Source organism: Streptomyces sp. NPDC052721 (assembly GCF_040678315.1).
Lineage (GTDB): Bacteria > Actinomycetota > Actinomycetes > Streptomycetales > Streptomycetaceae > Streptomyces.
The window spans coordinates 170,726-194,906 of record NZ_JBFATL010000012.1; the positions used below are offsets into that span (position 1 = coordinate 170,726).

The 24,181-nt window shown below is 74.2% G+C and carries 25 protein-coding genes and 2 pseudogenes; 15 read left to right on the plus strand and 12 right to left on the minus strand.

The genetic code is table 11. The features are described from left to right. Positions 1-34 precede the first annotated feature (34 nt). Positions 35-892 (minus strand): MBL fold metallo-hydrolase, encoded by an 858-nt coding sequence (locus AB0L21_RS14935; protein ID WP_365707251.1) that lies wholly within the window; start codon positions 890-892, stop codon positions 35-37. Between the two features lie 287 nt (positions 893-1,179). Between AB0L21_RS14935 and AB0L21_RS14940 the strand changes: the two genes are divergently transcribed. The 4 genes from AB0L21_RS14940 (at position 1,180) to AB0L21_RS14955 (ending at position 3,610) form a co-directional block, all read left to right on the plus strand. Beyond that, complete coding sequence (locus AB0L21_RS14940; protein ID WP_365707253.1) at positions 1,180-1,740, plus strand: DUF2243 domain-containing protein; 561 nt, start codon at positions 1,180-1,182, stop codon at positions 1,738-1,740. Beyond that, on the plus strand, positions 1,740-2,576 hold the full coding sequence (locus tag AB0L21_RS14945) for a cytochrome c oxidase assembly protein (protein WP_365784313.1): 837 nt from the start codon (positions 1,740-1,742) through the stop codon (positions 2,574-2,576). The genes AB0L21_RS14940 and AB0L21_RS14945 overlap by 1 nt, the downstream gene beginning before the upstream one ends. A 99-nt stretch (positions 2,577-2,675) precedes the next feature. Next, a complete protein-coding gene (locus AB0L21_RS14950) occupies positions 2,676-3,164 on the plus strand; it encodes a MarR family transcriptional regulator (protein WP_365784315.1) in 489 nt (162 codons plus the stop codon). Further along, positions 3,161-3,610: a MarR family transcriptional regulator gene (locus tag AB0L21_RS14955; RefSeq protein WP_365707257.1), complete on the plus strand. Its 450-nt coding sequence runs from the start codon at positions 3,161-3,163 to the stop codon at positions 3,608-3,610. Before AB0L21_RS14950 ends, AB0L21_RS14955 begins: the two co-directional genes overlap by 4 nt. 63 nt (positions 3,611-3,673) lie before the next feature. Here the strand turns inward: AB0L21_RS14955 and AB0L21_RS14960 are convergent, their stop codons facing one another. The 3 genes and pseudogenes from AB0L21_RS14960 to AB0L21_RS14970 all read right to left on the minus strand — a co-directional run. Beyond that, positions 3,674-4,609 carry a M56 family metallopeptidase gene (locus tag AB0L21_RS14960; RefSeq protein ID WP_365784317.1) on the minus strand — a complete coding sequence of 312 codons (936 nt, stop codon included), beginning with the start codon at positions 4,607-4,609 and terminating at the stop codon, positions 3,674-3,676. Between the two features lie 6 nt (positions 4,610-4,615). Continuing rightward, entirely contained in the window at positions 4,616-5,014 is a 399-nt protein-coding gene (locus AB0L21_RS14965; RefSeq protein WP_365707261.1) for a BlaI/MecI/CopY family transcriptional regulator, read from the minus strand. Positions 5,015-5,279: 265 nt separating this feature from the next. After that, positions 5,280-5,555 (minus strand): annotated as a pseudogene (locus tag AB0L21_RS14970) (PepSY domain-containing protein); the annotation flags it as partial. Positions 5,556-5,685: 130 nt separating this feature from the next. Here AB0L21_RS14970 and AB0L21_RS14975 point away from each other — a divergent pair. Beyond that, positions 5,686-6,330, plus strand: a complete 645-nt coding sequence (locus tag AB0L21_RS14975) for a peptide deformylase (RefSeq protein ID WP_365707263.1) — start codon at positions 5,686-5,688, stop codon at positions 6,328-6,330. Positions 6,331-6,338: 8 nt separating this feature from the next. Here AB0L21_RS14975 and AB0L21_RS14980 read toward each other — a convergent pair whose 3' ends face one another. After that, the gene (locus AB0L21_RS14980) at positions 6,339-7,769 is read right to left on the minus strand and encodes an NAD(P)/FAD-dependent oxidoreductase (protein WP_365707265.1); all 1,431 of its coding nucleotides are present in this window, start codon (positions 7,767-7,769) and stop codon (positions 6,339-6,341) included. 140 nt (positions 7,770-7,909) lie between these two features. On the opposite strand from AB0L21_RS14980, the gene trxA reads away from it, so the two are divergent. Beyond that, positions 7,910-8,320, plus strand: a complete 411-nt coding sequence (trxA, locus tag AB0L21_RS14985) for a thioredoxin (RefSeq protein ID WP_365784319.1) — start codon at positions 7,910-7,912, stop codon at positions 8,318-8,320. A gap of 54 nt (positions 8,321-8,374) precedes the next feature. Here trxA and AB0L21_RS14990 read toward each other — a convergent pair whose 3' ends face one another. Then, complete coding sequence (locus AB0L21_RS14990) at positions 8,375-9,385, minus strand: LacI family DNA-binding transcriptional regulator (protein WP_365784321.1); 1,011 nt, start codon at positions 9,383-9,385, stop codon at positions 8,375-8,377. Between the two features lie 139 nt (positions 9,386-9,524). Here AB0L21_RS14990 and AB0L21_RS14995 point away from each other — a divergent pair, with 139 nt between their 5' ends. Continuing rightward, positions 9,525-10,229, plus strand: a complete 705-nt coding sequence (locus AB0L21_RS14995; RefSeq protein WP_365707271.1) for a TetR/AcrR family transcriptional regulator C-terminal domain-containing protein — start codon at positions 9,525-9,527, stop codon at positions 10,227-10,229. Beyond that, positions 10,226-11,374, plus strand: a complete 1,149-nt coding sequence (locus AB0L21_RS15000) for an NAD(P)/FAD-dependent oxidoreductase (RefSeq protein ID WP_365784323.1) — start codon at positions 10,226-10,228, stop codon at positions 11,372-11,374. The genes AB0L21_RS14995 and AB0L21_RS15000 overlap by 4 nt, the downstream gene beginning before the upstream one ends. A gap of 715 nt (positions 11,375-12,089) precedes the next feature. Here the strand turns inward: AB0L21_RS15000 and AB0L21_RS15005 are convergent. Beyond that, the gene (locus tag AB0L21_RS15005; RefSeq protein ID WP_365784325.1) at positions 12,090-12,770 is read right to left on the minus strand and encodes a helix-turn-helix domain-containing protein; all 681 of its coding nucleotides are present in this window, start codon (positions 12,768-12,770) and stop codon (positions 12,090-12,092) included. 99 nt (positions 12,771-12,869) lie between these two features. On the opposite strand from AB0L21_RS15005, the gene AB0L21_RS15010 reads away from it, so the two are divergent. From AB0L21_RS15010 to AB0L21_RS15030, 5 genes are all read left to right on the plus strand, one after another. Then, positions 12,870-13,430: an NAD(P)H-dependent oxidoreductase gene (locus AB0L21_RS15010; protein WP_365707277.1), complete on the plus strand. Its 561-nt coding sequence runs from the start codon at positions 12,870-12,872 to the stop codon at positions 13,428-13,430. 598 nt (positions 13,431-14,028) lie between these two features. After that, the gene (locus AB0L21_RS15015; protein WP_365784327.1) at positions 14,029-14,991 is read left to right on the plus strand and encodes an alpha/beta hydrolase; all 963 of its coding nucleotides are present in this window, start codon (positions 14,029-14,031) and stop codon (positions 14,989-14,991) included. 442 nt (positions 14,992-15,433) lie between these two features. Beyond that, entirely contained in the window at positions 15,434-16,870 is a 1,437-nt protein-coding gene (locus AB0L21_RS15020; RefSeq protein ID WP_365784329.1) for an amidase, read from the plus strand. A 26-nt stretch (positions 16,871-16,896) separates the two neighbouring features. After that, on the plus strand, positions 16,897-17,115 hold the full coding sequence (locus tag AB0L21_RS15025) for a hypothetical protein (RefSeq protein WP_365707283.1): 219 nt from the start codon (positions 16,897-16,899) through the stop codon (positions 17,113-17,115). A 133-nt stretch (positions 17,116-17,248) separates the two neighbouring features. Next, positions 17,249-18,736: an SPFH domain-containing protein gene (locus AB0L21_RS15030; RefSeq protein WP_365784331.1), complete on the plus strand. Its 1,488-nt coding sequence runs from the start codon at positions 17,249-17,251 to the stop codon at positions 18,734-18,736. Positions 18,737-18,767: 31 nt separating this feature from the next. Here AB0L21_RS15030 and AB0L21_RS15035 read toward each other — a convergent pair whose 3' ends face one another. The 3 genes from AB0L21_RS15035 to AB0L21_RS15045 all read right to left on the minus strand — a co-directional run bounded on the left by AB0L21_RS15035 (position 18,768) and on the right by AB0L21_RS15045 (position 21,657). Next, positions 18,768-20,345: a hypothetical protein gene (locus tag AB0L21_RS15035; RefSeq protein WP_365784333.1), complete on the minus strand. Its 1,578-nt coding sequence runs from the start codon at positions 20,343-20,345 to the stop codon at positions 18,768-18,770. A 58-nt stretch (positions 20,346-20,403) separates the two neighbouring features. Then, positions 20,404-20,832: a hypothetical protein gene (locus tag AB0L21_RS15040; RefSeq protein ID WP_365784335.1), complete on the minus strand. Its 429-nt coding sequence runs from the start codon at positions 20,830-20,832 to the stop codon at positions 20,404-20,406. Positions 20,833-20,973: 141 nt separating this feature from the next. Then, on the minus strand, positions 20,974-21,657 hold the full coding sequence (locus AB0L21_RS15045; RefSeq protein ID WP_365784337.1) for a helix-turn-helix domain-containing protein: 684 nt from the start codon (positions 21,655-21,657) through the stop codon (positions 20,974-20,976). A gap of 113 nt (positions 21,658-21,770) precedes the next feature. On the opposite strand from AB0L21_RS15045, the gene AB0L21_RS15050 reads away from it, so the two are divergent. Then, a complete protein-coding gene (locus AB0L21_RS15050) occupies positions 21,771-22,220 on the plus strand; it encodes a hypothetical protein (RefSeq protein ID WP_365707293.1) in 450 nt (149 codons plus the stop codon). A 244-nt stretch (positions 22,221-22,464) separates the two neighbouring features. On the opposite strand, the pseudogene AB0L21_RS15055 reads toward AB0L21_RS15050, so the two are convergent. Further along, positions 22,465-22,608, minus strand: a pseudogene (locus AB0L21_RS15055) (transposase); the annotation flags it as partial. Between the two features lie 86 nt (positions 22,609-22,694). Continuing rightward, positions 22,695-23,561: an alpha/beta hydrolase gene (locus AB0L21_RS15060; RefSeq protein WP_365784348.1), complete on the minus strand. Its 867-nt coding sequence runs from the start codon at positions 23,559-23,561 to the stop codon at positions 22,695-22,697. A 57-nt stretch (positions 23,562-23,618) separates the two neighbouring features. Between AB0L21_RS15060 and AB0L21_RS15065 the strand changes: the two genes are divergently transcribed. Further along, positions 23,619-24,092 (plus strand): MarR family transcriptional regulator, encoded by a 474-nt coding sequence (locus AB0L21_RS15065; protein ID WP_365784339.1) that lies wholly within the window; start codon positions 23,619-23,621, stop codon positions 24,090-24,092. Positions 24,093-24,181: the final 89 nt, after the last annotated feature.

Sequence of the window (24,181 nt, forward strand, 5' to 3'; positions counted from 1 at the left end):
CTGAGGCCGCTCCCCTGACGGCCCGGAACGCCGGTCAGCTGACGACGGGCGCCGCCCCCGGCTCGGCCGCGAGCCGGGCGTGGCGCCCGCGCGGGCAGTGCACGATCCGGTCGCCGAGGCCGAGCCGGCCGGCCTCGGTCAGGAAGGCGGACAGGGGCGAGCGCATCACCGTGTACTCCTCGTAGTGCACGGGCAGGACGGCGCGGGGACCGAGGCGCCGGGCCAGTTCCGCACCCTGCCGGCCGTCCATGGTGACCACGAAGCCGCCGGGGAGCCGGGTGCCGCCCAGGTGCAGGACGGCCAGGTCGGCGGCCGGGAAGCGGTCGGTGATCTCGTCGAGGCCGTCGTACGGCAGTGTGTCGCCGGAGACGTACAGCCTCAGCCGCGGCGGGCCGCCCGCCGGACCCAGCTCGACCATGCTGCCCATCACCGGAGGCAGCAGTCGCCGCAGCACCGGATGTCCGGCGTGCCGTCCGGGCAACGCCGTGACCGTGGCCTGGACCGGCCCCTGCCGGAGGGTGAGTCCCTGCCAGGTGCGCAGTCCGGCCACCCGCTCACGTCCGTGCAGCACCTTCAGACGGCGCGCGGCGTGCGGGGTGCTCAGCACCGGGACCGAGCGGTCCAGGTGGCGTCGGGACCGGCGGTCCCAGTGGTCCCCGTGCAGATGGGACAGCACGATCCCGTCGAGGCGGGGCAGGTCCTCCGGTTCCAGAGCGGGCTCGGTCAGGCGCCGGCTGACCAGGCCGTTGCCGAGGTAGGCGTACTGGCCGAGGTGCAGGAAGTTCGGGTCGGTGAGCAGCGTCAGCGGCCCGTAGCGCAGCAGAACGGTCGCGTTGCCGAGGAAGTGCAGGTCGACCGTGTCGTCGGTGGGTGCGTCCGTGGTACCGGGCATGGGTTCCGTCGCCCTTCCGTCCGAGCCGTCGCAGGTGCCCGCACCCTCGCGGGCGTGCCGGGTTCGTCCCGTGCCGGGCGGGTACCCCTGGCGGGCGGACGGCATGAGAGGACCTGTTCCGGCCGGCCGGTTCCGTGTCGTACCGCCCGCCTCCGCACAGATGGCCGAGCGTGCCGCAGCGGTGGAGCCGGGGAGCTGGTAGCTCTCGTAGGGCAGCCGCTGCCGTACCCGCTCTGTGCCGTACCCGCTCGACCGACCGCCCGAGGAACCGACCGAGACGAGGAGCGATGACGACCACCGTGCGCGAGACCGGAGCCGTAACCGCGCCGCCCAGTCTCCGACTGCCCGGCCTCCTGCTGGGAGTGGGGCTCGGCGGATTCGTCGACGGGATCCTGCTGCACCAGCTCCTGCGGTGGCACCACATGCTGACCGGCACCGACCACGACCACATCGGTGTGAAGTACTACGACCCCCACACCGTCTCCGGGCTGGAGATGAACACCCTGTGGGACGGCGTCTTCCACACCGTGTGCTGGCTCGCCGTCCTCGGCGGCCTCGCCGTCCTGTACGCCCGGGTGACCACCGGCCGGCGCCAGGTGTGGGCCTCGCGGGTGCTCTGGGGCTGGGTCCTGTCCGGCTGGGGCCTGTTCAACCTCGTGGAGGGCGTCCTCGACCATCACGTTCTGGGTATCCACCACGTCCACGGCGGTCCGTACCAGATGTGGTGGGACATCGGCTTCCTCGTGCTCGGCGCGCTGCTGCTGGCGGGCGGCCTGCTCCTGCGGCGCGGCGCGCGGCCCTTCGATCCGGCCGCACCCCGCGCCGCACGGCCGGGACACGCCGTCTGATGGGCCAGGGCACCCCGCACATGCTCACGCATACGCACACGCATCACGCGGAGGGCGGCGGCGCGCCGGAGGTCCTGCTCCCGCTCCTGGCCCTGCTGGCGTGCGCGGGCGGCTACCTCCTGCTCGCGCGCCGGGCACGCCGCCGGAATCCCGTACGGGGCTGGAACCCCTGGCGCACGGCCGGTTTCTGCGCGGGCCTCCTCCTGCTGGCGGCGGCGCTGCTGCCTCCCGTCGCTTCCTTCGCCCACCGTGACTTCCGCGGCCACATGGCCCAGCACATGCTCATCGGCATGTACGCGCCGCTCGCCCTGGTGCTCGGCGCCCCGATGACCCTCGCGCTGCGCGCCCTGCCCGCGGCTCACGCCCGCCGCCTCACCGCGTTCCTGCACAGCGGCCCGGCGCGCCTGCTCGCCCATCCGGTGACCGGCCTGCTGCTGTCCACAAGCAGCCTCGCACTGCTGTATTTCACCCCGCTCTACGACACCGCCACGGCCCGTCCGGCCGGGCACTGGCTGCTGCACGCGCACTTCCTGCTGGCGGGCTGCCTGTTCGCGCACGCCGTCGCCGGGCCCGACCCCGCCCCGGCCCGCCCCGGTGTGCGCACCCGGCTGGTCTGCCTGGGCTGCGCCATCGCGGCGCACGCGAGTGTCGCGCAGATGATGTACGGCGGATTCTGGGTGGCCGTCGACGCTCCCGTCCCCCAGGTCCAGGGCGCTGCCGAGATCATGTACTACGGCGGTGACATCGCCGAACTCCTGCTGGCGGCGGCCCTGGTCGCCACCTGGCGCCCCGCGCGCGGCACGGTCGCGAGGCGCGCGGTGCGCCCTGCGCGCTAGACATGCGGTAGACATGCCGGCCGGCATGGACCGGAGGTGGACCGCCACTCCAGAAAATTTAGTAGCCATGTACATAGTAGCCATGTACTGTATCTACACATGAGCAAGCTGTCCGAAGGTGCCACGCCCGGTTTCCTGGTGTGGCGGCTGTCGATGAAGTGGCGGGTCGCGGTGGACCGTGCGGTCGCCCCGCTCGGACTGACCCACGCGCAGTACTCCCTGGTGGCGTCGCTGTACGGCATGCAGCGCTCCGGGGTGCGTCCCAGCCAGCGCCGCCTCGCCGACCACACCGGCCTGGAGGCCCTGTACGTCTCCAAACTGGCCCGCGCCCTGGAGTCGGCCGGCCTCCTCGAACGCGCCCGGGACCCGGCCGACCCGCGGGCGGTCCAGCTCGCGCTCACCGCGCAGGGCCGCGAGACCACGCGGAAGGCGATCGACGTCGTCCAGGGACTACTGCGCCAGCTGCTGGCACCCCTCGGCGGACCCGACAGCCCCCGCGCCCAGGAGTTCACCCGGGACCTGACGACCCTGCTCGACGCACCGCTTGACCCGTTCGGCACCACCGATCACGAGACGGAGCAGTCATGACCACCACCGCACCCCGCGTCGACAGCCGGACCATCGGCCTCGCCCACTACGCCCTGCGCGCCGTGCTGGAGCGCGTCCTCGCCCCGCACGGCATCTCCTTCCTGCAGTCCGTCGCCCTGCGGCTCACGGCCGTCGCGGACGGGCCGGCCGAGCGAGCCGCCCTGGTGGACGGCGTCGTCGGCACGGTGAAGGTCCACGAGAGCGACGCCCAGCGCGCGATCGAGGACCTGACGGCCGCCGGCCTGCTCGCCCCCGAGGGGCCCTCGGCCGTGCGCCTGACGGACGCGGGGCGTGCGGTGTACGCCACCAGCTCCGCCGAGTCCGCGACGGTCTCCGCCCGGCTGTACGCGGGCATCTGCGAGGAGGACCGGGCGGTGGCCGGCCGTGTGCTCACGCTGCTCACCGAGCGGGCCGACGCGGAGCTGGCCGGCCTGCCGCAGCGGTAGGGCCGCCCGTCACCCGGGCAGGAGGAATCCGGCCGGCCCCTTTCGGGCACTCGCCCCGTGACGTCACAGAGGTGTCGCCGCGTGCAGGATCAGGAACAAGGTGACGGCCGAGTTCGCCGACGACATCGCCGACACCAGCGCCCCGGCGGCTGCGCCCCAGGCGGCCAGGCCGACCGACGTGAACGCCGACGGCCACGTCCGGGCCGTGGGCGCGGGGCCCAGCAGCGCGGCCACCCGGCGCGGCACGGGACCGGTCGCCGCCAGCGCCGCCACCGTCGGCACCGGTGTGCGCGGGGACAGCAGGGCCGCCTTGCCGATGGCACGGGCGACCGTGCGCCGGTCGCCGACCGCGCGGGCCGCCTCCTCGTCCGCCCACCGCTCGGCCGTGTAGACGACGGCGGTGCGCAGCGGTCTCAGGAACGGGTTGGCCCGGGCCGCCAGGTGCGCGGCGAGCAGGTGCCGGTGGTGACGGGCGGTCAGGTGGGCGCGCTCGTGCGCGAACAGGGCGCGCCGCTCGGCGGGCGCCAGGCCGGCCAGCAGGGCCGTGGTGACGACGATCCGGCCCCCGCCCCGGCTGCCGGGGAGGGCGTACGCGTACGGAGTGCTGTCCGGGAGGACCGCGACCGTGGACCCCGGCACCCCGGCGAGCACGCGGCGGGCCCGGCGGGTGACCCGGCGGTGCCGCCACAGGGTGCGGGCGCAGGCGGCGGCGACCACCGCGAGCGCCGGGATGGCGGCCCGGCCGGCCACCTCGTCGTGCGGGACGGCGGCCCGCACCTCCGGGTCGGACCAGCCGTCCGGCAGGGGGTTGCCGGGCAGTTGGGCGGTGCCGGCCACCATGAGCAGGGCCAGGCACAGCGTGCTGCACCCGGCCATGACGACGGCGACCGCGGTCAGCAGCCGGGTGGCGGTACGCGGGTGCAGCCGGGTCTCGGCGAGCCGGGCGACGGGCCACGCGGACAGCGGCAGCACCAGCGGCAGGAAGACGAAGACCCCCATGAGCGGTCAGTCCTCCGTGCCGCCGGCGTCCGGGCCCGGGATGTCGAGCAGCGCGCGCAGCACCTGTTCGTCGCCGGGCGGCAGGGCGGTGACGAAGCTGGCCAGGACCGCCTCGCGGTCCCGTTCGCCGTCCAGCAGGCGGCGCATGCGCAGCGCGGCCAGCCGGGCCACGTCGGCCGTCGGCGTCCACAGGAAGGACCGGCCGTGCCGTTCGCGGGAGACGACGTCCTTGGCGAGCAGCCGGGTCAGGATGGTGACGACCGTGGTGTAGGCGAGGTCGCCGCCGAGGCGCTGCTGCACCCAGGCCGCGGTGACCGGTCCGTCCGCCTCGCGCAGCGCGCCGAGGACCTGGCCCTCCAGCTCCCCCTGCCCGCGCCGCCGGGCCCGGCCGCCTTCCCGCGTCATCCGTGGTCCCTCCCCCGTCTTCCTTCGCTCGCTCACCGGCCGTTCCACGCTACTTCACGCCACTGACACTCCCGTGGGTGCGGCGCCCGCGCCGGTGCGCGATCTCGCCGAGGAGGAGGTCGGCGGCGAGGAAACAGGCCGGCGGGATGCCGAGCAGCGGCACGAACCAGCCGAGCAACGCGACGGCCGCGAGCGCCGGGACGAGGAGGTACGGCGGCACCTCGGCCGCGGCGCCTGCGGCGTGGGGCGGACGGCCGCGACCGTGCTCCGGACGGGCCCTGAGGGCGGCGGCCACCTGGGCGGAGACGGGCAGCTCGCGTTCGCCGGCCGGAACGGTCAGCTCATGGCCGTACACGAGCTTCTCGGCCTGGAAGGAGCCCGCGTACAGCAGGCCGGTGACGGCGGCGACCAGCAGGAAGGGCGCGACGAGCACGCCGGCGTAGAAGCGCAGGCGCAGTACGAGGGGGCGCGGGGGTGCCCAGCGGCCGCGGGTGGCGGGGCGGGAGGCCTCGGCCGGGGTGGTCGAGGCAGCGGTGGTCATCGGCGGGCCTCTGCGGGCTCGGGGCGAAAATCGAGGGGGCCAGGAGTCGGACCGCGAAAGGGCTGAGTTCCCCGGGGTGTTGGTGAGCTGTGCCACAGGGGGCGGCGGGTGGGCGTGGCATCCTGACGCGATGGCACCTCCCCGTGATCACGCACCGCTCGCCGAGCGGGTCGAGGAACTCCTCGCCGCCGGCGGCCCCTTGCCCATCGTCGCGGCCGGACAGCCGGTGCTGCGGCGCGGCACCGAGCCGTACGACGGCCAGCTCGGCCCCGCGCTGCTGGCCCGGTTCGTCGAGGCGATGCGCGTCACCATGCACGCGGCCCCCGGTGTGGGCCTCGCCGCTCCGCAGGTCGGTGTGCCGCTGCGGATCGCGGTCATCGAGGACCCGGCGCCGGTGCCCGAGGAGGTGGCGGTCGCCCGGGGCCGGGTGCCACAGCCCTTCCGGGTCCTGGTCAACCCCTCGTACGAGCCCGTCGGCACCGCCAGGGCCGCCTTCTTCGAGGGCTGCCTCAGCGTGCCCGGCTGGCAGGCGGTGGTGGCCCGGCACGCCGAGGTGCGGCTGCGCGGCACGGACGAACACGGCCGCGCGCTGGACGAGGTGTTCACCGGCTGGCCGGCCCGGATCGTCCAGCACGAGACGGACCACCTCGACGGCACGCTGTACCTGGACCGCGCGGAGCCGCGCTCGCTGTCCACCAACGAGGCGGTGGCGGCCCTGTGGGCCCAGCCGACGCCGGAGGCGGCGGCCGAGGCCCTGGGTTTCGAACTGCCGTAACCGGACGCTCAGTTGTCCCGGTAGGCCTCCAGCAGCCGCAGCCACACCTCGCTCAGCGTCGGGTACGACGGGACGACGTGCCACAGCCGGCTGACCGGGACGTGTCCCGCGACCGCGACGGTGGCCGAGTGGATGAGTTCGCCGACACCGGGGCCGACGAAGGTGACCCCGCGCAGGATCTCGTCCTCCAGGTCCACGACCATGCGGGCACGGCCCTTGTAGCCGTCGCCGTACAGGCCGGCGCCCGCGACGGCGGAGAACTCCACGTCGACGGCGCGGACGCGGTGGCCGGCCTGTTCCGCCTCGGCGAGGGAGAGCCCGACCGCGGCGGCCTCCGGGTCGGTGAAGACGACCTGGGGCACGGCGTGGTGGTCGGCGGTGGCGGCGTGGGCACCCCACGGTTCCTCCGCGACCGCGCCGCCGGTGGCGCGGGCGGCGATGGCGGCGCCCGCTATGCGGGCCTGGTACTTGCCCTGGTGGGTGAGGAGGGCGCGGTGGTTGACGTCGCCGACCGCGTACAGCCAGTCGGTGCCGGTCACGCGCAGGCTGTCGTCGACGTCCAGCCAGGAGCCGGGTTCCAGGCCGACGGTCTCCAGGCCGATGTCGCCGGTGTGCGGGACGCGGCCGGTGGCGAAGAGGATCTCGTCGCCCTCGATCCGGTCGCCGGCGGAGGTGACGGCCACGACCGTGCCGTTCTCGCGGCTGACGGACTCCACGGAGGTGCCGGTGCGCAGGTCGACGCCCGCCTCGGTGAGGGCCTCGGCGACCAGTTCACCGGCGAACGGCTCCATGCGGTTCAGCAGGCCCTTGCCGCGCACCAGCATGGTGACGCGGGAGCCGAGGGCCTGCCAGGCGGTGGCCATCTCGGTGGCGACGACACCGCCGCCGACGACGATCAGCCGGCCCGGGACCGCCTGGGCGCTGGTGGCCTCACGGCTGGTCCAGGGCTTGACCTCGGCGAGTCCGGGCAGGTCGGGCAGCTGGGCCCGGGTGCCGGTGGACACGGCGACGGCGTGCCGGGCGGTGAGGGTGGTGACCGTGCCGTCGGGACCGGTGACCGTGACCGTGCGGGGCCCGGCCAGCCGGCCCTGGCCGCGGTACAGGACGGCGCCGGTGCCCTCCAGCCAGGAGACCTGTCCGTCGTCCTTCCAGTGGGCGGTGAAGTAGTCGCGGCGGGCCAGGACGGCCGGGGCGTCGAGCGGGCCCTGGGCCGCCTGGGCGAGGCCGGGCAGGCGGCGGGCGTCGGCCTGCGCGATGACCGGCCTGAGCAGGGCCTTGCTGGGCATGCAGGCCCAGTACGAGCACTCGCCGCCGAGCAGTTCGCTCTCCACGAGCGCCGTGGTGAGGCCGGCCGCGCGGGTGCGGTCGGCGACGTTCTCGCCCACGGGTCCGCCCCCGATCACCACGACGTCGTATGCGATGGATTCCGTTTCCGTCATGGGGTCAGTCTGGTGGGTGGTGTGCGCGCTGGCCACATGGGTACGCGCGCGGGACACAGGCGTGCACGGGTGGAATAGGCCGACCGGTGGCCGTGTTTCCGACGTCGGCACACCCCACACCAGGAAGAGGGAATCACGCCATGAGCAGCACTGTGGAGCTGACCAAGGAGAACTTCGACCAGATGGTCACCGAGAACGAGTTCGTTCTCATCGACTTCTGGGCGTCCTGGTGCGGGCCCTGCCGGTCGTTCGCACCCGTCTACGAGAAGGCCGCCGAGGAGAACCCCGACCTGGTGTTCGCCAAGGTGGACACCGAGGCGCAGCCGGAGCTGGCCGCCGCCTTCGACATCCAGTCGATCCCGACACTGATGATCGTTCGCGACCAGGTCGCGGTCTACGCCCAGCCCGGCGCCCTGCCCGCGCCCATGCTCGCCGACCTCATCGGACAGGCCCGCAAGCTCGACATGGACGAGGTCCGCAAGGACATCGCCGCCCAGCAGGGTCAGGCCCAGGAGGGGCAGGAGCAGCCGGGGCAGGCGCAGCAGCAGTAGCAGACGCGGCGGTAACGCGTGCGGGGCCGCGGTGACACCGCGTGCGGGTCCGGGTCAGCTGGACTCGCGCCGGATCACCGAGGCCCCCAGCACGGTGTGCACCTCGGGCTCGCCACCGGGGTGGCGCACGGCACGGTCGACCAGTTCGGCGAGGTCCTGCCCGGAGGGCAGTTCGATGTGGACCGTGCTGAGCCGGGGCCGCAGCAGCCGGCCCAGCATCAGGTCGTCGGCGCCGATCACGGCGACGTCCTCGGGGACGCGTACGCCCTCGTCCTGCAAGGCGCGCATGAGCAGCATCGCGTACTCGTCGTTGTAGGCGAACACCGCGTCCAGGCCGGACTCGCTCCAGCGGGCGGCCAGTTCGGCGGCGGCCTCCTCGGTGTAGGCGAGCGGCAGCTCCGTCACGGTGGCGTCCGTGCCCCGCAGCGCCTCGCGCACGCCGGCGAGCCGGGGCCGTGAGTAGGCCTCCAGCCCCGGTTCCCCGGGCAGGACCACACCGATCCGGCGCCGGCCCCGGGCGTACAGGTGGGCGCCCGCACAGTGGCCGACGGCGTCGTGGTCCATCAGCAGGGCGTGCGCTCCCTCGACGCGGCCGGGGCCGAGGGTGACCACGGCCCGGGCGCCGGAGCGCTTGAGCACGGCGACGCCCCGCGGGCCGAGACCGGCACCGGGCACCAGGACGGCGACCGGCCGCAGTTCCGCCCAGGCGCGGGCGGCTTCGTCACCCTCCAGTCCGACGCTGCCGTACTGGACGACGGTGTAGTCGAGACGGCCGAGCGCCCACTGGAGTTCGTTCAGGAACCGGCTGTACAGGGGGCCCACCGGGATCGCCGGGGCGGGCATGAGGACCATACGGCTGTGTCCTGCGCGCAGGCTGCGGGCGGCGGCGTGCGGGACGTATCCCAGTTCGCGGGCGGCCTCGTGCACGCGACGGCGGGTCGCTTCGCTGATCCGTACGGCGCTGTTGTTGAGGACGTAGGAGACGGTCGCACGCGAGACGCCGGCCAGGCGGGCCACATCGGCACTCGTGGGCGTGTTCGGTATCTGCACCATGACAGACCGCATCTTGGCAGAGGGGCGGGGGCCGGGGGCGGGCGGGGCAAGGTGGTTCATCGTTTGACAAAGAGGGCGGCCCAGGGGCGCGTATGGCGAACATGTTCGTGCCGAACTTGTTCGCAACGAACATGTTCGTTAGCGTGGTGGCATGAACGCTGCCCCCCGCTCCCGCCGGGAGCGTCCCGCCAAGCCCGCCCTGACCCGGGAGGGCATCATCAACGCCGCCGTCGCGATCCTGCGGGCGGAAGGGCTCCGCAAGGTGACGATGCGACGGCTCGCACAGGAACTCGACACCGGCCCGGCCTCGCTCTACGTGTACGTCCGCAACACCGACGAACTGCACGCGGCCGTCCTGGACGAACTGCTCGGCACGGTCGGCCCGGCACCGGCCGAGGGCAGTTGGCGGGAGCGGCTGGAGCGGGTGCTCACCGACTACACGGCGATGCTGCTGGAGCACCCGACCCTGGCTCGCTCGGCGCTGACCGCCCGGCCGAGCGGCCCGCACTACCTGCGCCTGGTCGAGACCCTGCTGCACCTGCTCCAGGCGGGCGGGGTGCCGCTCGCCCAGGCGGCCTGGGGCGTGGACCTGCTGCTCCAGCACGCCACGGCGACCGCCGCCGAGCACGCCGGGGAGCAGCCCCAGGGCGACTGGCAGGCGGCGGCCCGGGCCCTGCGCGAGGCGCCCGCCGCCACCCATCCGCACATCGCCGCCGGCGCCGACGCGCTGCTGTCCGGCACGCCCGAGACCCGCCTGTCGTGGGCCTTCCAGACGCTGATCAACGGCATCGAGCGGACCGCCGTACCGACCCCCGCATCGACCGAGGTACCGACCGAAGGCCAGGAGGCCACGTGACCACCGGTTCCCTCCCCCACCACCCCGTCGCCGTCGTCGGCGCCGGCCTCGGCGGGCTCACGCTCGCCCGCGTGCTGCACGTGCACGGCATCGAGGCCGCGCTGTTCGACCTGGACGCGTCGGCGGACGCCCGGATCCAGGGCGGCATGCTCGACATCCACGACGACACGGGCCAGGAGGCGCTGCGGGCCGCCGGCCTGCACGCGGAGTTCCTGACCCGGGTGCACTCCGGAGGCCAGGCCCTGCGGGTCCTCGACCGGGACGGTACGGTCCGGCTGGCACAGCCCGACGACGGCACCGGCGGTCGCCCCGAGACAGACCGGGGTGACCTGCGCGCACTCCTGCTCGGCTCCCTGCCCGCCGGCACGGTCCGCTGGGGCGCCAAGGTCACCGGCGCGCGCCCGCTGGACGGCGGCCGGCACCGGGTGACACTCGCGGACGGCACCGAGTTCACCACCGATGTGCTGGTCGGCGCGGACGGCGCCTGGTCGCGCGTGCGCCCGCTGCTCTCCGCGGCCCGGCCCGCGTACACCGGCGTGTCGTTCGTGGAGGCGGACCTGTGGGAAGCGGATGTGCGGCACCCGGTGAGCGCGGAGGTGGTCGGCGGCGGCATGCTCTTCGCGCTCGGCCCCGGCCGCGGCTTCCTCGCCCACCGCGAGACCGACGGCAGCCTGCACGTCTACGCCGCCGTGGTGGCGCCGGAAGACTGGCTGGACGGCATCGACTTCACCGACACCGAGGCGGCGAAGGCGGCCGTACTGAAGGAGTTCGACGGCTGGGACGAGAGCCTGCGGGCGCTGGTCGCGGACTCGGACGGCGCGCTGGTGCCCCGCCGCATCCACGCCCTGCCGGCCGGCCATCGCTGGGAGCGGGTGCCCGGGGTGACCCTGCTCGGCGACGCGGCCCACCTCATGTCGCCGTTCGCGGGCGAGGGCGCCAACCTGGCCCTGATCGACGGCGCCGAACTGGGCCTCGCCCTGGCCGCACACCCCGGGGACACGGAGGCCGCGCTGGCCGCCTACGAGTCCCGCGTGTTCCCCCGCGCCGAGGCCTCCGCGACGGACTCCGCCCACAGCCAGTCCCTGCTGTTCCGCACGGACGCGCCCCAGGGGTTGGTGCACATGTTCACCGGCCAGGAGGACTGACCGGGCTGGGCGAGCCGGTCCGAGTGGACGGAGGCGACGTGGCCGGATGCCGGGAGTGCCGGGCGGGCGGAGACGACACGGCCGGGCGCGGCGAATTCCCAGGGGCCGAGGCAACTTTGCCAGGTGCCGGAAGTGCCGGGCGGGCGGAGACGACTCGGCCGGGCGCGGCGAATTCCAAGGGGCCGAGGCAACTTTGCCAGGTGCCGAGAGTTCCGGGCGGGCGGAGACGACTCGGCCGGGCGCGGCGAATTCCCAAGGGGCCGAGGCGACTCGGCCAGGTGTGGCGGTTCCCAGCGGGCCGGGTCGGCTGGGCCGGGCGTGGCGATTCCCAGCGGGCCGAGGCGACCCTGCCGGGTGCGGCGGTTCCCGGCAGGCCGAGGCGACCCTGCCGGGTGCGGCGGTTCCCGGCAGGCCGATTCGGGTGGGCCCGGCTCGGTGCGCGCGGCGCCGATTGGTTCAGGCCCGGCCCCGGCAACTTTGCGCGGGGCGCCACACCGCGACGGCCGCGCGTGGCTCGCGCGGCCTGCCCAGCACGGCGGTTCCGCGCCACCGCTCACCCTGCCTGGCGCGGCAGCTACCCGCGGCTCGTTCGATCCGGTCCAGACCGGCGGCGCCACCGAGCCTCCCGCGCCCGGCGGCTCAGTGCGGCTCCACGCCACCACAGCGGCTTCGCACGGGTCTGGCCCACCCGAGAAGCCCGGCGCGGCCCGCTCCCCTAGCGGCGCGGCCCCGTGTCGGTCACCCGGGCGACCAGGTCGAGCCAGCCGGATTCCAGGCGTTCCATGGGCATGTCGCACTGTCGGGTCAGGTGGTGGATCAGCGCGGGATCCAGTGAGGCCAGGAGGGTGTGGGCCAGCAGGTCGCAGTCGGCGTCCGGGACGATCTGGCGGAGCAGCATCGTGACGTGCATGCGCAGCGACCCGGCGGCGGGGTGCACGAACCGGCGGGTCGGCTCCGGCTGGGCGGCCAGCTGGAGGTCCAGCTGCTCCGCCGTGCGGTACAGCACCGCCACGCCGAACGCCCGCAGCCGCTCCAGGGGCGGCGAGCCGGGGCCCAGCGGCGGGGGCCCGCTCAGGAAGTCGGCCTGAAGTTGCCTGGCGGAGTGGTCGAGCAGGGCCATCAGCAGCCCGGTGCGGTCGCCGAAGCGGCGGAAGACGGTGCCCTTGCCCACGTTGGCCGCCGCCGCCACCGCCTCCATGGTGACCCCGGCCACCCCGTGCTCCGCGATCAGCCGAGCGGCGGCCTCCAGCAGCCGGGCCCGGTTGCGGGCGGCGTCGGCGCGCAGGAACGGCTCGTCGGACGCCGGGCCGACCTCCAGCAACTGGGACGTGTCGACGGGCTCCTCAGGCTTCGGGAAGGGCGGCAGAGCGCTGGACATGACGACAGCGTAAAGCATCGGGAACAAAACTGGACCGCGGTCCGGTTAGGGTGATACAAACTTAAACGGACCCCGGTCCGGATCGTGACAGCGATGTTTCAGCCCCTTGGAGTTCCCATGTCTGTTCGCATCCTCGCGCTCGTCGGCAGCCTTCGCGCCGGTTCGCACAACCGCCAGCTCGCCGAGGCGGCCGTGAAGCTCGCGCCGGAGGGCGCCGAGGTCGAGCTGTACGAGGGCCTGGCCGACATCCCGTTCTACAACGAGGACATCGACGTGGAGGGCAGCGTCCCGGCCGCCGCCGCCAAGCTGCGCGAGGCCGCCCAGGCCGCGGACGCCTTCCTGCTCTTCTCCCCCGAGTACAACGGCACCATCCCGGCCGTGCTGAAGAACGCCATCGACTGGCTGTCCCGCCCGTACGGCGCCGGCGCCTTCGGTGGCAAGCCCGTCGCCGTGGTCGGCACCGCCTTCGGCCAGTACGGCGGCGTCTGGGCGCAGGACGAGGCCCGCAAGGCCGTGGGCATCGCCGGCGGCAAGGTGATCGAGGACATCAAGCTGTCCATTCCCGGCTCGGTCACCCGCTTCGCCGAGACCCACCCGGTCGACGACGCCGAGGTCGCCGCCCAGCTGACCGAGGTCGTCGCCCGCCTGCACGGCAACGTGGGCGCTGCCGCTGCCTGAGCCGTAGCGCCGTTCCCCGTCGGGGCCGGTGCCCTACGTTCCCGGTGAGGGCCGGAGCCGTCATGGCTCCGGCCCTTTCCCGTGCCTTCAGCCCCGCCTCAGGCCCTTCGCCGTGCCCCCAGCCGCTCGCCCCGCCCTGCTCCGGCCCCTCCGGCCGCTCCACCGCCGGACCGCGAACCGTTCCATCCACCTGGACGTCTCGCCGCGGCGCGGCGCGGCGCGGCGCCAGGATCACGGTGTCCAGGCCGAGCTTGGCGTACCCCTCGATCGTCCCGCCCGATGTGCCGCGGGAAGGCGTCCAGGCCCCTCGGGCCGCCGGACAGGACGTCCGGCGTGGTGGCGATCGTGCGAGCAGTCCCGGATGCCGGTACGTCACCCCGGTCACCGTCCATCACCGGCAGCCGGCTCACCCCGGCCGCCTCCGGGGCTCACTGTCGTCGAGGGCACCGACGCCGGGCGCTGGAGCGCGCGCGAAGTCGACGTGCGGGGCTGACCGGCAGGTGGTGCTCCGGACGCCGAGGGGTAGACGGCTCATGACCGCCCACGACCGCGTACGTCGTGACCGACCGCCGGACGAGTCACGGAAGGAGGGGGAGCCATGTCCCTGGTCCCGCCGCCGTTCGATACGGAACTCGCCACCGTGCTGGAGTCGTTCCGGGGAGTGATCGGGCCCGGGCTGACGCCGGCCGATGTGGAGGCCGCCCGGCGCAGCGCGGCCGTCGAACTGGTCGACGTGACCATGGACGGCGCCTTCGAGGCGGAGGACCGTACGGTGCCCGGTCCGGAGGGCGCCCCCGATGTCTCCCTCCTCCTGTGCCGGCCGACGGCCGCTCCCGCCCCGGCCCCGCTGCCGGTGCTGTACCACGTGCACGGCGGCGGCCTCGTGGCCGGCACCAACCGGGCCGGCGTGAGCGAACCGCTGGCCTGGGCGCGCGAGCTGGGCGCGGTCGTGGTGTCGGTGGAGTACCGGCTCGCGCCCGAGCATCCGCATCCGGCGCCGATCGAGGACGCCTACGCCGGGCTGCTGTGGACCGCGGAGCACGCGCGGGAGATCGGCGGCGATCCGGACCGGATCGTCGTCGCGGGCGCCAGCGCGGGCGGCGGTCTCACCGCGGCGCTGGCGCTGCTCGCCCGGGACCGGCAGGGCCCGCGTCCGCTCGGTCAGCTGCTGATGTGCCCGATGCTGGACGACCGCAACGACAGCGTCTCCAGCCGTCAGATGGCCGGCCTGGGCGTGTGGGACCGTACCGCGAACGAGACGGCCTGGACCGCCCTGCTGGGCGAGCGCCGCGGCGGCCCCGGAGTCTCCCCGTACGCGGCTCCGGCCCGCGCGACCGACCTGTCAGGCCTGCCCCCGGCGTTCCTGGACGTGGGCTCCGCGGAGACCTTCCGGGACGAGGTGGTCGGCTACGCGTCCCGGATCTGGCAGGCCGGAGGGGAGGCCGAACTCCACGTCTGGCCGGGCGGCTGCCACGGCTTCGACGCCCTCGCCCCGGAGGCGGCCCTGTCCCGCACGGCCCGCGCGGCCCGCCTGGAGTGGCTGCGGCGGCTGCTGGGGTGATCCCCCACCACGCGACACACCGGAGATCCAGGCGCGACACTTCGGCTCCGACGGCGCCGGTTCGGTGCGCCCGCTGGGAGTTCGCCGACACGGACGAGCCACCGGTGACGACCGGCGTCGTCCCCGCCGCCGGCCCACCGGCCCGCCGCCTTCCGCTCCGCCCTTGCCCCGCCGGACGCGATCTGGCCGCCCCTGTCCACCCCCCGGCGGGGCGACGACCTCACCGGACCGCGCGGTCGACGCTGCGGATGTGCTGCACCGGGCACCTCGCCGAGCGGCTGCACGCTGCCGTCGGAGGCGTCAGGGTTGTGGTGGGGAACACCGCTCCATCCCCTGGCAGACACCCGCTGGAAGACACCCGCGTGAAAACCGCACTCCCGCCCCGCTCTGACGTTACCGTTCGGTAGACATCGTGCCCGGAGTCTCCCGGAGGTGCTCGTCCATGACGCCCGACCGTGCCGCAGGACTCGTGGAGACCCGGCGTGCGCTCGCCGAGGGGGAGGTGACCTCGCGGGAGGTGGTGGAGCGGACGCTGGCGCGGATCGAGGCCACGCAGGCGACGCTGAACTCCTTCCGGATCGTGCGCGCCGAGGCCGCGCTGGCCGAAGCGGACGCCGCGGACCGGGAGTTGGCCGCCGGTGTGCGGCGCCCGCTGCTCGGGGTGCCCGTGGCGGTGAAGGACGACATGGACGTGGCCGGTGAGCCGACCGCGTTCGGCTGCTGCGGTGAGTTCCCGCCGGTGGCCGCGGACGGGGAGGCGGTACGGCGGCTGCGCGCGGCCGGCGCGGTGATCGTCGGCAAGACGAACACGTGCGAGCTGGGGCAGTGGCCTTTCACCGAGGGGCCGGCGTTCGGGGAGACCCGCAACCCGTGGAACACCGAGCACACGCCCGGCGGGTCGTCGGGTGGTTCGGCCGCCGCCGTCGCCGCCGGGCTCGTCCCGGCCGCGCTCGGCTCCGACGGTGCCGGTTCGGTGCGCATCCCGGCCTCCTGGACGCATCTGATCGGCATCAAGCCGCAGCGCGGCCGTATCTCGACCTGGCCGCGCGGCGAGTCCTTCCACGGCATCACGGTCAACGGCACTCTCGCCCGTACGGTCGCCGACGCGGCCGTGCTGCTCGACGCGGCGAGCGGCAACCACGACCGGGACCCGCACCGGCCGCCCGCGCTGACGGTGGCGGACGCGGTCGGCCGCGACCCGGGCCGGCTGCGCGTCGCCCTGTCGCTGAAGCCGCCGTTCACCGCCGTACCCGCCCGGCTGGACCCGGTGATCCGCGCCCGGGTCGTCGAACTCGCCGAGCGGCTGGCGCGGTTGGGGCATGTCGTGGAGCAGGCCGATCCGCCGTACGGGCAGATCGGGCTGACCTTCGTGCCCCGTGCCACCGCCGGGATCGCCGAGCGGGTCCGTGAGGCACCGGACCCGGCGCTGCTCGATCCGCGCACCCGGGGTGCGGCCCGGCTCGGCCGGCTGCTCGCCGGTGCCCCGCTCCGGGCGGCCCGGCGTGCGGAGGCGGTGCTGCACCGGCGGATCGGCGCGTTCTTCGAGTCGTACGACGTGATCCTCGCCCCGACCACCGCCATGCCCCCGCCCCGGATCGGTGCCCTGTCCCGGCTCGGCGGGCTGGCCACGGACCGGGCGATCATCGCCGCCTGCCCGTACGCCTGGCCGTGGAACGTGCTCGGCTGGCCGGGGGTGAACGTGCCCGCCGGATTCGCCGGCCCCGGACTCCCGGTGGGCGCGCAGCTGCTCGGTCCGGCCAACAGTGAGCCTGTCCTCGTGTCCCTGGCCGCCCAGCTGGAGGCGGAGCTGCGCTGGCACGAGCTGTGGCCGCCGCAGGGAGCGGACGCCGGCGCGGACGCCGGCACTCCGGCCCCGTGACGGCGTTCCGCCCGTACGCTGGGGCCATGGACGACGCGTCGATGGTCGGGCTGATGGGGCGGGTGACGGGGGCGGTCGGGCCCGGTCTGGTCGGCGAGGTGATCGTGCGGGTGCGCGGCGGCGCGGAGCACTTCCTCGCCTATCCGGCCGACGGCACGGGCCGGATCCCGACCGGGACGGTCGTGATGGTGGTGGAGTACCTGCCACCGAGGACCGTCTACGTGACGGCGGCGTACGACAGTTGAGCATGCGTCGCCCCAGGTGAGGGCGGCGTGCGTCAAGATTGCAACAAGGATTCCCCGGCGTCTTCACCCGCGCCCCGGGCAGGCGCACACTCCCTTCGTTCGGTGCCGAACGGGCACCATGCAAAGGGGGCGTATGCCGATGGTTGTCGGCGTCGTTGCGGGGGCGGTCGTCGTTGCCGTCCTCGTGCTGATCGGTCTGTTCAAGATGATGTGGCGGGTCGCCGAGCCGAACGAGGCGCTCATCATCTCCGGGTCCAAGCACCGCACCGAGGGCCTGGAGGAGGGCATGGGCTTCCGCATCGTCACCGGGCGAGGCACGCTGGTGCTGCCCGGTGTGCAGGCGGTGCGCAAGCTGTCGCTGGACCTGAACGAGACCGAGTTGCACGTGGACTGCGTGACGCACCAGGGCATTCCGCTGAAGGTGCGGGGCGTGGTCATCTTCAAGGTCGGCGACGACTTCGTGTCGATCGCGAACGCGGCACGCCGTTTCCTGGACCAGCAGAAGCTGATGTCGGAGCGGGTGCACAACGTCTTCGCCGGTCATCTGCGGTCGATCGTGGGCGGGTTGACGGTCGAGGACATGATCCGTGACCGGGAGAAGCTGACCGGGCAGACCCGGGCGGCGTGCGGTACGGAGATGGAGAAGCTCGGTCTGATCGTGGACTCGCTGCAGATCCACGAGATCGAGGATCCGACCGGGTACATCCAGAACCTGGCGATGCCGCACGCGGCGGCCGTCCAGCGGGACGCGCGCATCGCGCAGGCCGAGGCGAACCGGCTGGCCACGGAGGCCGAGCAGCAGTCGTTCGCGCGGATGGCGGAGGCCACCCGGGACAGCGAGATCCTCCAGGCCGGCTACCAGGCCGAACGGGACAAGGCGGCGGCGAAGGCCCAGCAGGCCGGCCCGCTCGCCGCGGCGGCCGCCCGGCAGGAGGTCGTCGTGCAGGAGACGCGGGTCGCCGAACTGGAGGCGCACCGGCGGGAGCAGCAGCTCCAGGCGGACGTCCGCAAGCCGGCGGACGCGAAGGCGTACGAGAAGCGGACGCTGGCCGAGGCCGAGCGGGACGCGCGGATCTCGGCGGCCCAGGCCAAGGCGAAGGAGACGGAGCTGGCGGCGGCGGCCGAGGCGACCCGGGTGAAGGCCGCCGCCGCGGCCGAGGCCGAGGCGACCAGGACCCGGGGTACGGCGACCGCCGCCGCCACCCGGGCCACCGGTGAGGCGGAGGCCGCCGCCCAGCAGGCGAAGGGCCTGGCGGAGGCCGAGGCGACCCGGGCGCAGGGCCTGGCGGAGGCGGAGGCCATCAAGGCGCGGGCCGCGGCCCTCGCGGAGAACCAGGAGGCGGTCGTCGCCCAGCAACTCGCCGAGAAGTGGCCGGAGATCGTTCAGGCGGGGGCGTCGGCGTTCGGCAACGTCGACAACATGGTCCTGCTCAACGGGGCGGACGGCATGGGCGAGTTGTTCGCCAAGGCGCTCACCATGGGCGGCACGGGGCTCGGCCTCGCCCGCAAGCTGCTCGCCACGATGGGCGACAACGCGCAGCCGGTGAACGGAGGTTCCCCCTCGCTCAACGGCGTGGTGGCGCCCCCGCCGCAGAAGGTGCCCGTGGAGCAGGAAGGCTGAGAAAAGGGGTGCTGTGTACGGCCGGGGTCCCTCACCAGGGGCCCCGGCCGTGCGTGTGCACGAGCCGGTCGACCGTCTCCGGGTCCAGGGCCGGGTTCGCCGCGGCGGCGTGGGCGAGTTCCGGGTCGGCGAGGAGTTCCGCGAGCCGGCGGGCCGGGAGGTTCGGGTGGCGGGCCAGGGCCGCCCGGACCTCGGGATCGGGGTCACGGGTGAGCCGTTCGACGACGGCCGGCTCGGTGTCCGGGTCCCGTACGACCAGGGCACGCACGTGCGGGTCGGCGTGTTCGGCGAGGTGAGTGAGCCCGGTGCGCGGGAAGTTCGGCAGGGTGGGCAGGCGTTCGCGTTCCGGGCCGGTGTACTCCAGGAAGCAGCGCAGCAGCAGCGCCGCCGGGGCGTCCGGGTGGTTCTGGGCGAGCAGGACGCGGACGCCGGGGTCGTCGTCCTCCGCGAGGCGGGCCACCAGGTCCGCCGGCAGCGTGTGCTCCCGCGCGGCCCTGCGGCGCAGCAGCGGGTGCCCGGAGAGGGCGTCCCGGCGGACGGCGGCCGGATCGCGGGGCACCCGGGGCGCCGGGTGGAACCGGAACGCGCGGTCCAGCGGCGCCCGGTAGTCGATGCGGGCGCGTTCCTCCTCGCTGAGCGCGGGGTGGACGGACACCGCCAGCCGGACCTCCGGATCCGGGTCCGTCGCGAGCGTACGGCGCTCCTCCGGGCCGAGGTCCGGATGGCCGGCCACCGCCCGGCGCACGTCCGGGTCGGGGTCACGGACGAGGGCGCTGCGTTCGGCGGGCCGCAGGTCGGCACGGCCCGCGATCCGTTCCCGCACCTCCGGGTCCGGGTCGGCGGCCAGGAGAGCCACCACGTCGGCCGGGAGGGAGGGATTGAGGGCGATCGTCGCCCGCTCGTCCTCGCGGGCCGGCGCGGTGAGGACACCGGCGACGACGGCCGGGCTGAGGACCCGGTTGAGCAGGATGTCGGTGCGGGCGTGACAGGGCCGCGGGGGCAGCGCGCTCTCCACCCACGCCGGGTCCTCCCACCGCACCTGAGCCTGCGCCCGCTCGCGCACGCCGTCGTCCGGGTCCGCCAGCAGCGCTGCCCGCCGCTCGGCGGGCAGCGAGTCCCAGTATCCGACGCCCCAGCAGCGGACCTCGGCGACCGGATGGGTGGGCAGGGAGTCGATCAGCTCCCACGACATCTGCTGCCAGAAGCCGAGCGCACCCAGCTCCTCACCGTCGTAGGCGGTGATCATGCGTACGACGGTGTCGTCGGGCAGCGGCCTCGGCCGGTGCGGGAGGGACACCCGGGGGCCGTCGGCGAGGTGGGCGCGGACGGTCCAGTCGGGATCGTCGACCAGCCGGGCGCGCTGGGCGGGGTCGACGTGCGGATTGACGGCGAGGAAGCCGCGGGTGCGCGGGTCGGGGTGCGCGATCACGGCGTCCACGACGGCGTCCGGCAGCTCACGGTCGCGGCACAGCACCATGCGGACGGCGAGCGGGGCGTCGGCGAGCAGCCGGAGCAGGATGTCCTGCGGGACGGCCGGGTTGAGCGCGAGTCCGGCCAGGCGGCGGGCCGGCAGGTCGGCTTCCGCCCAGATCTGTGCGGGTGTCGGCATGTTCCGTGGCCCCCCGTGCCCGTCCCGGCCTCGCGGCCCCCGCACCGACCCTACGGGATCAGGCCGTGAGCAGGGCGACGCCCAGGGCGGTCAGGGCGCCCGCCTTGAGGACCTCCAGGGCCACGTACCACAGGTGGCTGCGCGAGCGGGGCAGTTCCTCTCCCGCGAGGACCCGGTCGGACCTGCGGTTGAGGAGGGGGCGGACGACGGCCAGCTGGGCGAGGAGGAGCGCCGCCACCGCCGCGGTCAGCGAGATGACGGCGGCCGGGGCGTCGCCCAGCGCGACCGCGAGGACCACGACGACCGCGAGGACGGCCTCGACGGCGTTCAGCGCGCGGAACACCAGCCGTCCGATACCGAGACCGACGGGGATCGTCACCCCCGGGGCACGGAACTTCAGCGGCGCCTCCAGGAAGGAGATCGCCAGCACCATCCCGAGCCAGACGAAGGTGACGGCACCGGCGGTGGCAGCGGGGGTGGTGTTCATGGGGGGCCTTTCTCCGCCGGGGTGGGTGGGCGGCGGGGTCGATCGGAACGGGCGGTGCGACGGCTGCGGCTCCAGCGAGGGGCGCGGTGGCTCACCGGGGCGGCGGGGCTCGGGGTGAGGCGCCCGGCCGCGCGGGACGGTTCAGCCGGGCACGGTCCCCGCCAAGTGGGCCACGCAGGAGTCGGGTTCGGCGAACGGTTCCAGCGTGGTGGCCGTGAGGGGTGCGCCCAGCTCCGCCAAGGCTCCCTGCATCAGGCCGAGATGGAGCGGGCACACCAACCCGCCTTGTTCCTCGGCGAGTTCCAGGAAGGGGCAGTGCCGCAACCTGATCCGATCCGGCGTCCGGCCGGACTCGCCGTTCGCCGCGCCTCCCCTTTCCGGCCGCGGCTCGAAGCCGAGGCCGTCCAGCAGGGCGAGCAACGCGGCCACCGACCGCTCGGGCGTCGCCGGCTCGTACGGCGGGAGGGGGTCCACCAGGAAGCGGCCCCAGGCCCGGCCCGTCTCCGTCGCCTCCGCCCGTGCCTCGGCCGGGTCGGCGGCGGCCCACCGGCTGAGCAGCATGCGGGCGAGCAACCGGTAGTCGCGGTGGCCGCCGCGGTCCATGCCGGGGCGCACGGTGTAGACGGTGCGGGGCCGGCCGGGCCCGGTGGGCGGCACGGCCCGGCGTTCCACCAGGCCGTCGGCCACGAGGGCGTCCAGATGAAACCGTACGGTGTTGGGGTGGAGCCCCATCCGCTCGGCGGCCTCCGCGACCCCGAGCGGCGCGGGCGCGGTGCGCAGCACCTCCAGCACCTCCCGGCGGCGTGGGCTTTCCCGCGTGGTCACGTCCGGATACCCCTTCTTCCGCCTGCGCCAATTTTCACGAATCCTACATGGATTAATTGTAGAGTGGCGGGACACTGTGGGCAGGGACAGGCAAGAGCCGAGGGGAACACCAGATGACGTCGCCGTCCGCGACCGACACCGCAGCAGCAGGCCGTCCGGCGGCGGACCCGCGCGTGCTGTGCGACACCCGCGCGCTGGCCGACGCACCCCCGGTATCGGCCGGGGTGCTGTGGAAGCTGGCGGAGAGCGGACGGCAACTCGACGCGAACGTCGTCCGGCTGGCTCCCGGCGGACGGATCACGGCCCACACCGAGGCACAGCTGGACGTGCTGGTCCTGGTCGTCTCCGGGGACGGCACTCTCGGCAACGGCTCCTCGCGGGCGGTGGAGGCGCTCACCGAGGGCGCCCTGGTCTGGCTGCCGCACGGCGCCGCCCGCAGCATCACCGCCGGCGAGTCCGGGCTGACGTATCTGACCGTGCACAGTCGGCGCCCCGGACTGCGGATCGGCGCGCGCCCGACGGGCACGGCACCGGTCCAGCACCCCGGCTCCACCCCGCGGTAACCCACCGGCAGCGGAGCCGAGTCGCGCGGACCCCTGGGTTCTGTCGCCAAGTGCCACGCCCACATCAGCAGGGCTGCGAGGGTGATGGCTGCTTGGCAGGAATCGGTGGTCTTGCCGTATCGCGTGGCGATGCCGCGCCACCTGACGATGAAGGCGAGCGGCGGCCCACACCGTCGCAGGCCAGGTGAATCGTGCCGGTCGGGCCGCCTCGGGAGCGTCCGGGTTCAGGCTGTCAGCCCCCGCGAAAACGTGTGTGCGGCGTGGCCCACGGCCCGTACCACTCGGGTACGTCCCGCCATGCCGTGCCCGTACGGAACTTCCACACGATCCCGTTGAGGACCCTGCGGTCATCCAGCCGCTCGCGCCCACGCAGCGACACGGGCGGCAACGGCCCGCCGGGCGTCTGCGGAGTCGTCGATCCAGATCATCGAGGCGCCAAGGCGGAGCCCCCTGAGGTAGCTCTTGGCTGTTTTGTCATCCCTGGCGGCGAATTGCGGCCTCCCCCGGGCCCCGATGCGGAAGAGTTTCGAGGAAGTCGGCCAGGAGGGCGTTGAACTCGGTCGGTCGCTCCATGTGGGGGAAGTGTGCGGTGTTCTCCACGGACACCGCGCGGCCGTCGGGTACCGCGTGGACCAGACGCTCGGCCATCACGATGTGGTCGCTCACGTCGAGGGCACCGTTTATCGCCAGAACGGGAACGCCGATGGACGCCGCACGCTGCCAGGTCCGCGGAACCGGAACGCGATGGTCCGGTTCGCCGGCCGTGTGCTTGGAGATCGTCCGGGACGCCATCACGCGCAGGCGGTTCGCAACGTCCGCGTCGACATCACCGAGCGAGCGGTGCGGACCTGCCGCGAAGCGCACGTGCCCGTTCAGCCAGCCCTCGATGTCGCCGGCTGCCAGTGCGGCGTTCTGCTCCCCGAGGACCTCCAGGGTCCAGGGATCCTCGAAGTAGGGTTCGCTGGTCCCCGCGCCGCTGACGACCACGGCGCGAACCAGTTCCGGATGCTCGAGCGCGGCGTCGACCGCGGTGGCCCCACCCATCGAGACCCCGACGAGCACCGCCGGCCCGGCATCGAGACGGCGCAGCAGCGCTGCCAGATCGTCGGCCGGACGAAACGGCCGGGTCGCGTTCGAGGAGGCGCCGTGTCCGCGGGCGTCCGGTGCGATGACCCGGTAGTGCCGGGCGAACGCCCTTATCTGGTCGTCCCACATGCTGTGATCGAAGAACCCGGCGTGGAGCAGCACCAGCGGCTGCCCCTTGCCGGTGTCGCGATAGGCGAGGGAGCCGTCGGAGGTCGTCAACGCAAGCATCTCGGAGTGCTCGGCGAAAGCAGACATGACAACCAAGGTGTCATCATCGCCGAAAGTTGGCAACCGAAGTGTCATTCTTGGGGAATGACAGGCACTGACACCCCACTGCCGCCCGACGAACTCGCCGACCGACTGACGGAGGTGTTCGCCCTGGTGGGGCCGCTGTACCGGCGGGTGCACCGCAAGGTGGAACAGGCCGAGCCGATCGAGGGGCTGTCCGTCGGCGTGCGCGCCGTCCTGGATCTGCTGCGCCGGCACGGACCCATGACAGTCCCTCAACTGGGCCGCGCCCAGACACTCAGCCGGCAGTTCGTGCAGCGCATGGTCAACGATGCCGCCGCGCAGCACCTGGTCGAGGTCATCCCCAACCCCGCCCACCGGCGGTCCTCACTGATCCGGCTGACCGCCGACGGCACGGCGGCCATCACCGCGGCGCACGCCCGCGAACACGCGGCCCTGCGGCAGGTGAGCGGCAACCTCACCGGCGCCGACGTGGACGCGTGCGTGCGCGTCCTGACCCGGATGCTCGCACTCTTCGACGATGCCGACGTGCCCTAGGCCCTGTCGTCAAACTCCCGTCTGCCGCGCGACGCCATGCACGCACTCTCGCCGCACCGGGCCCCGACCCAAGTACATCCAGTACGAGG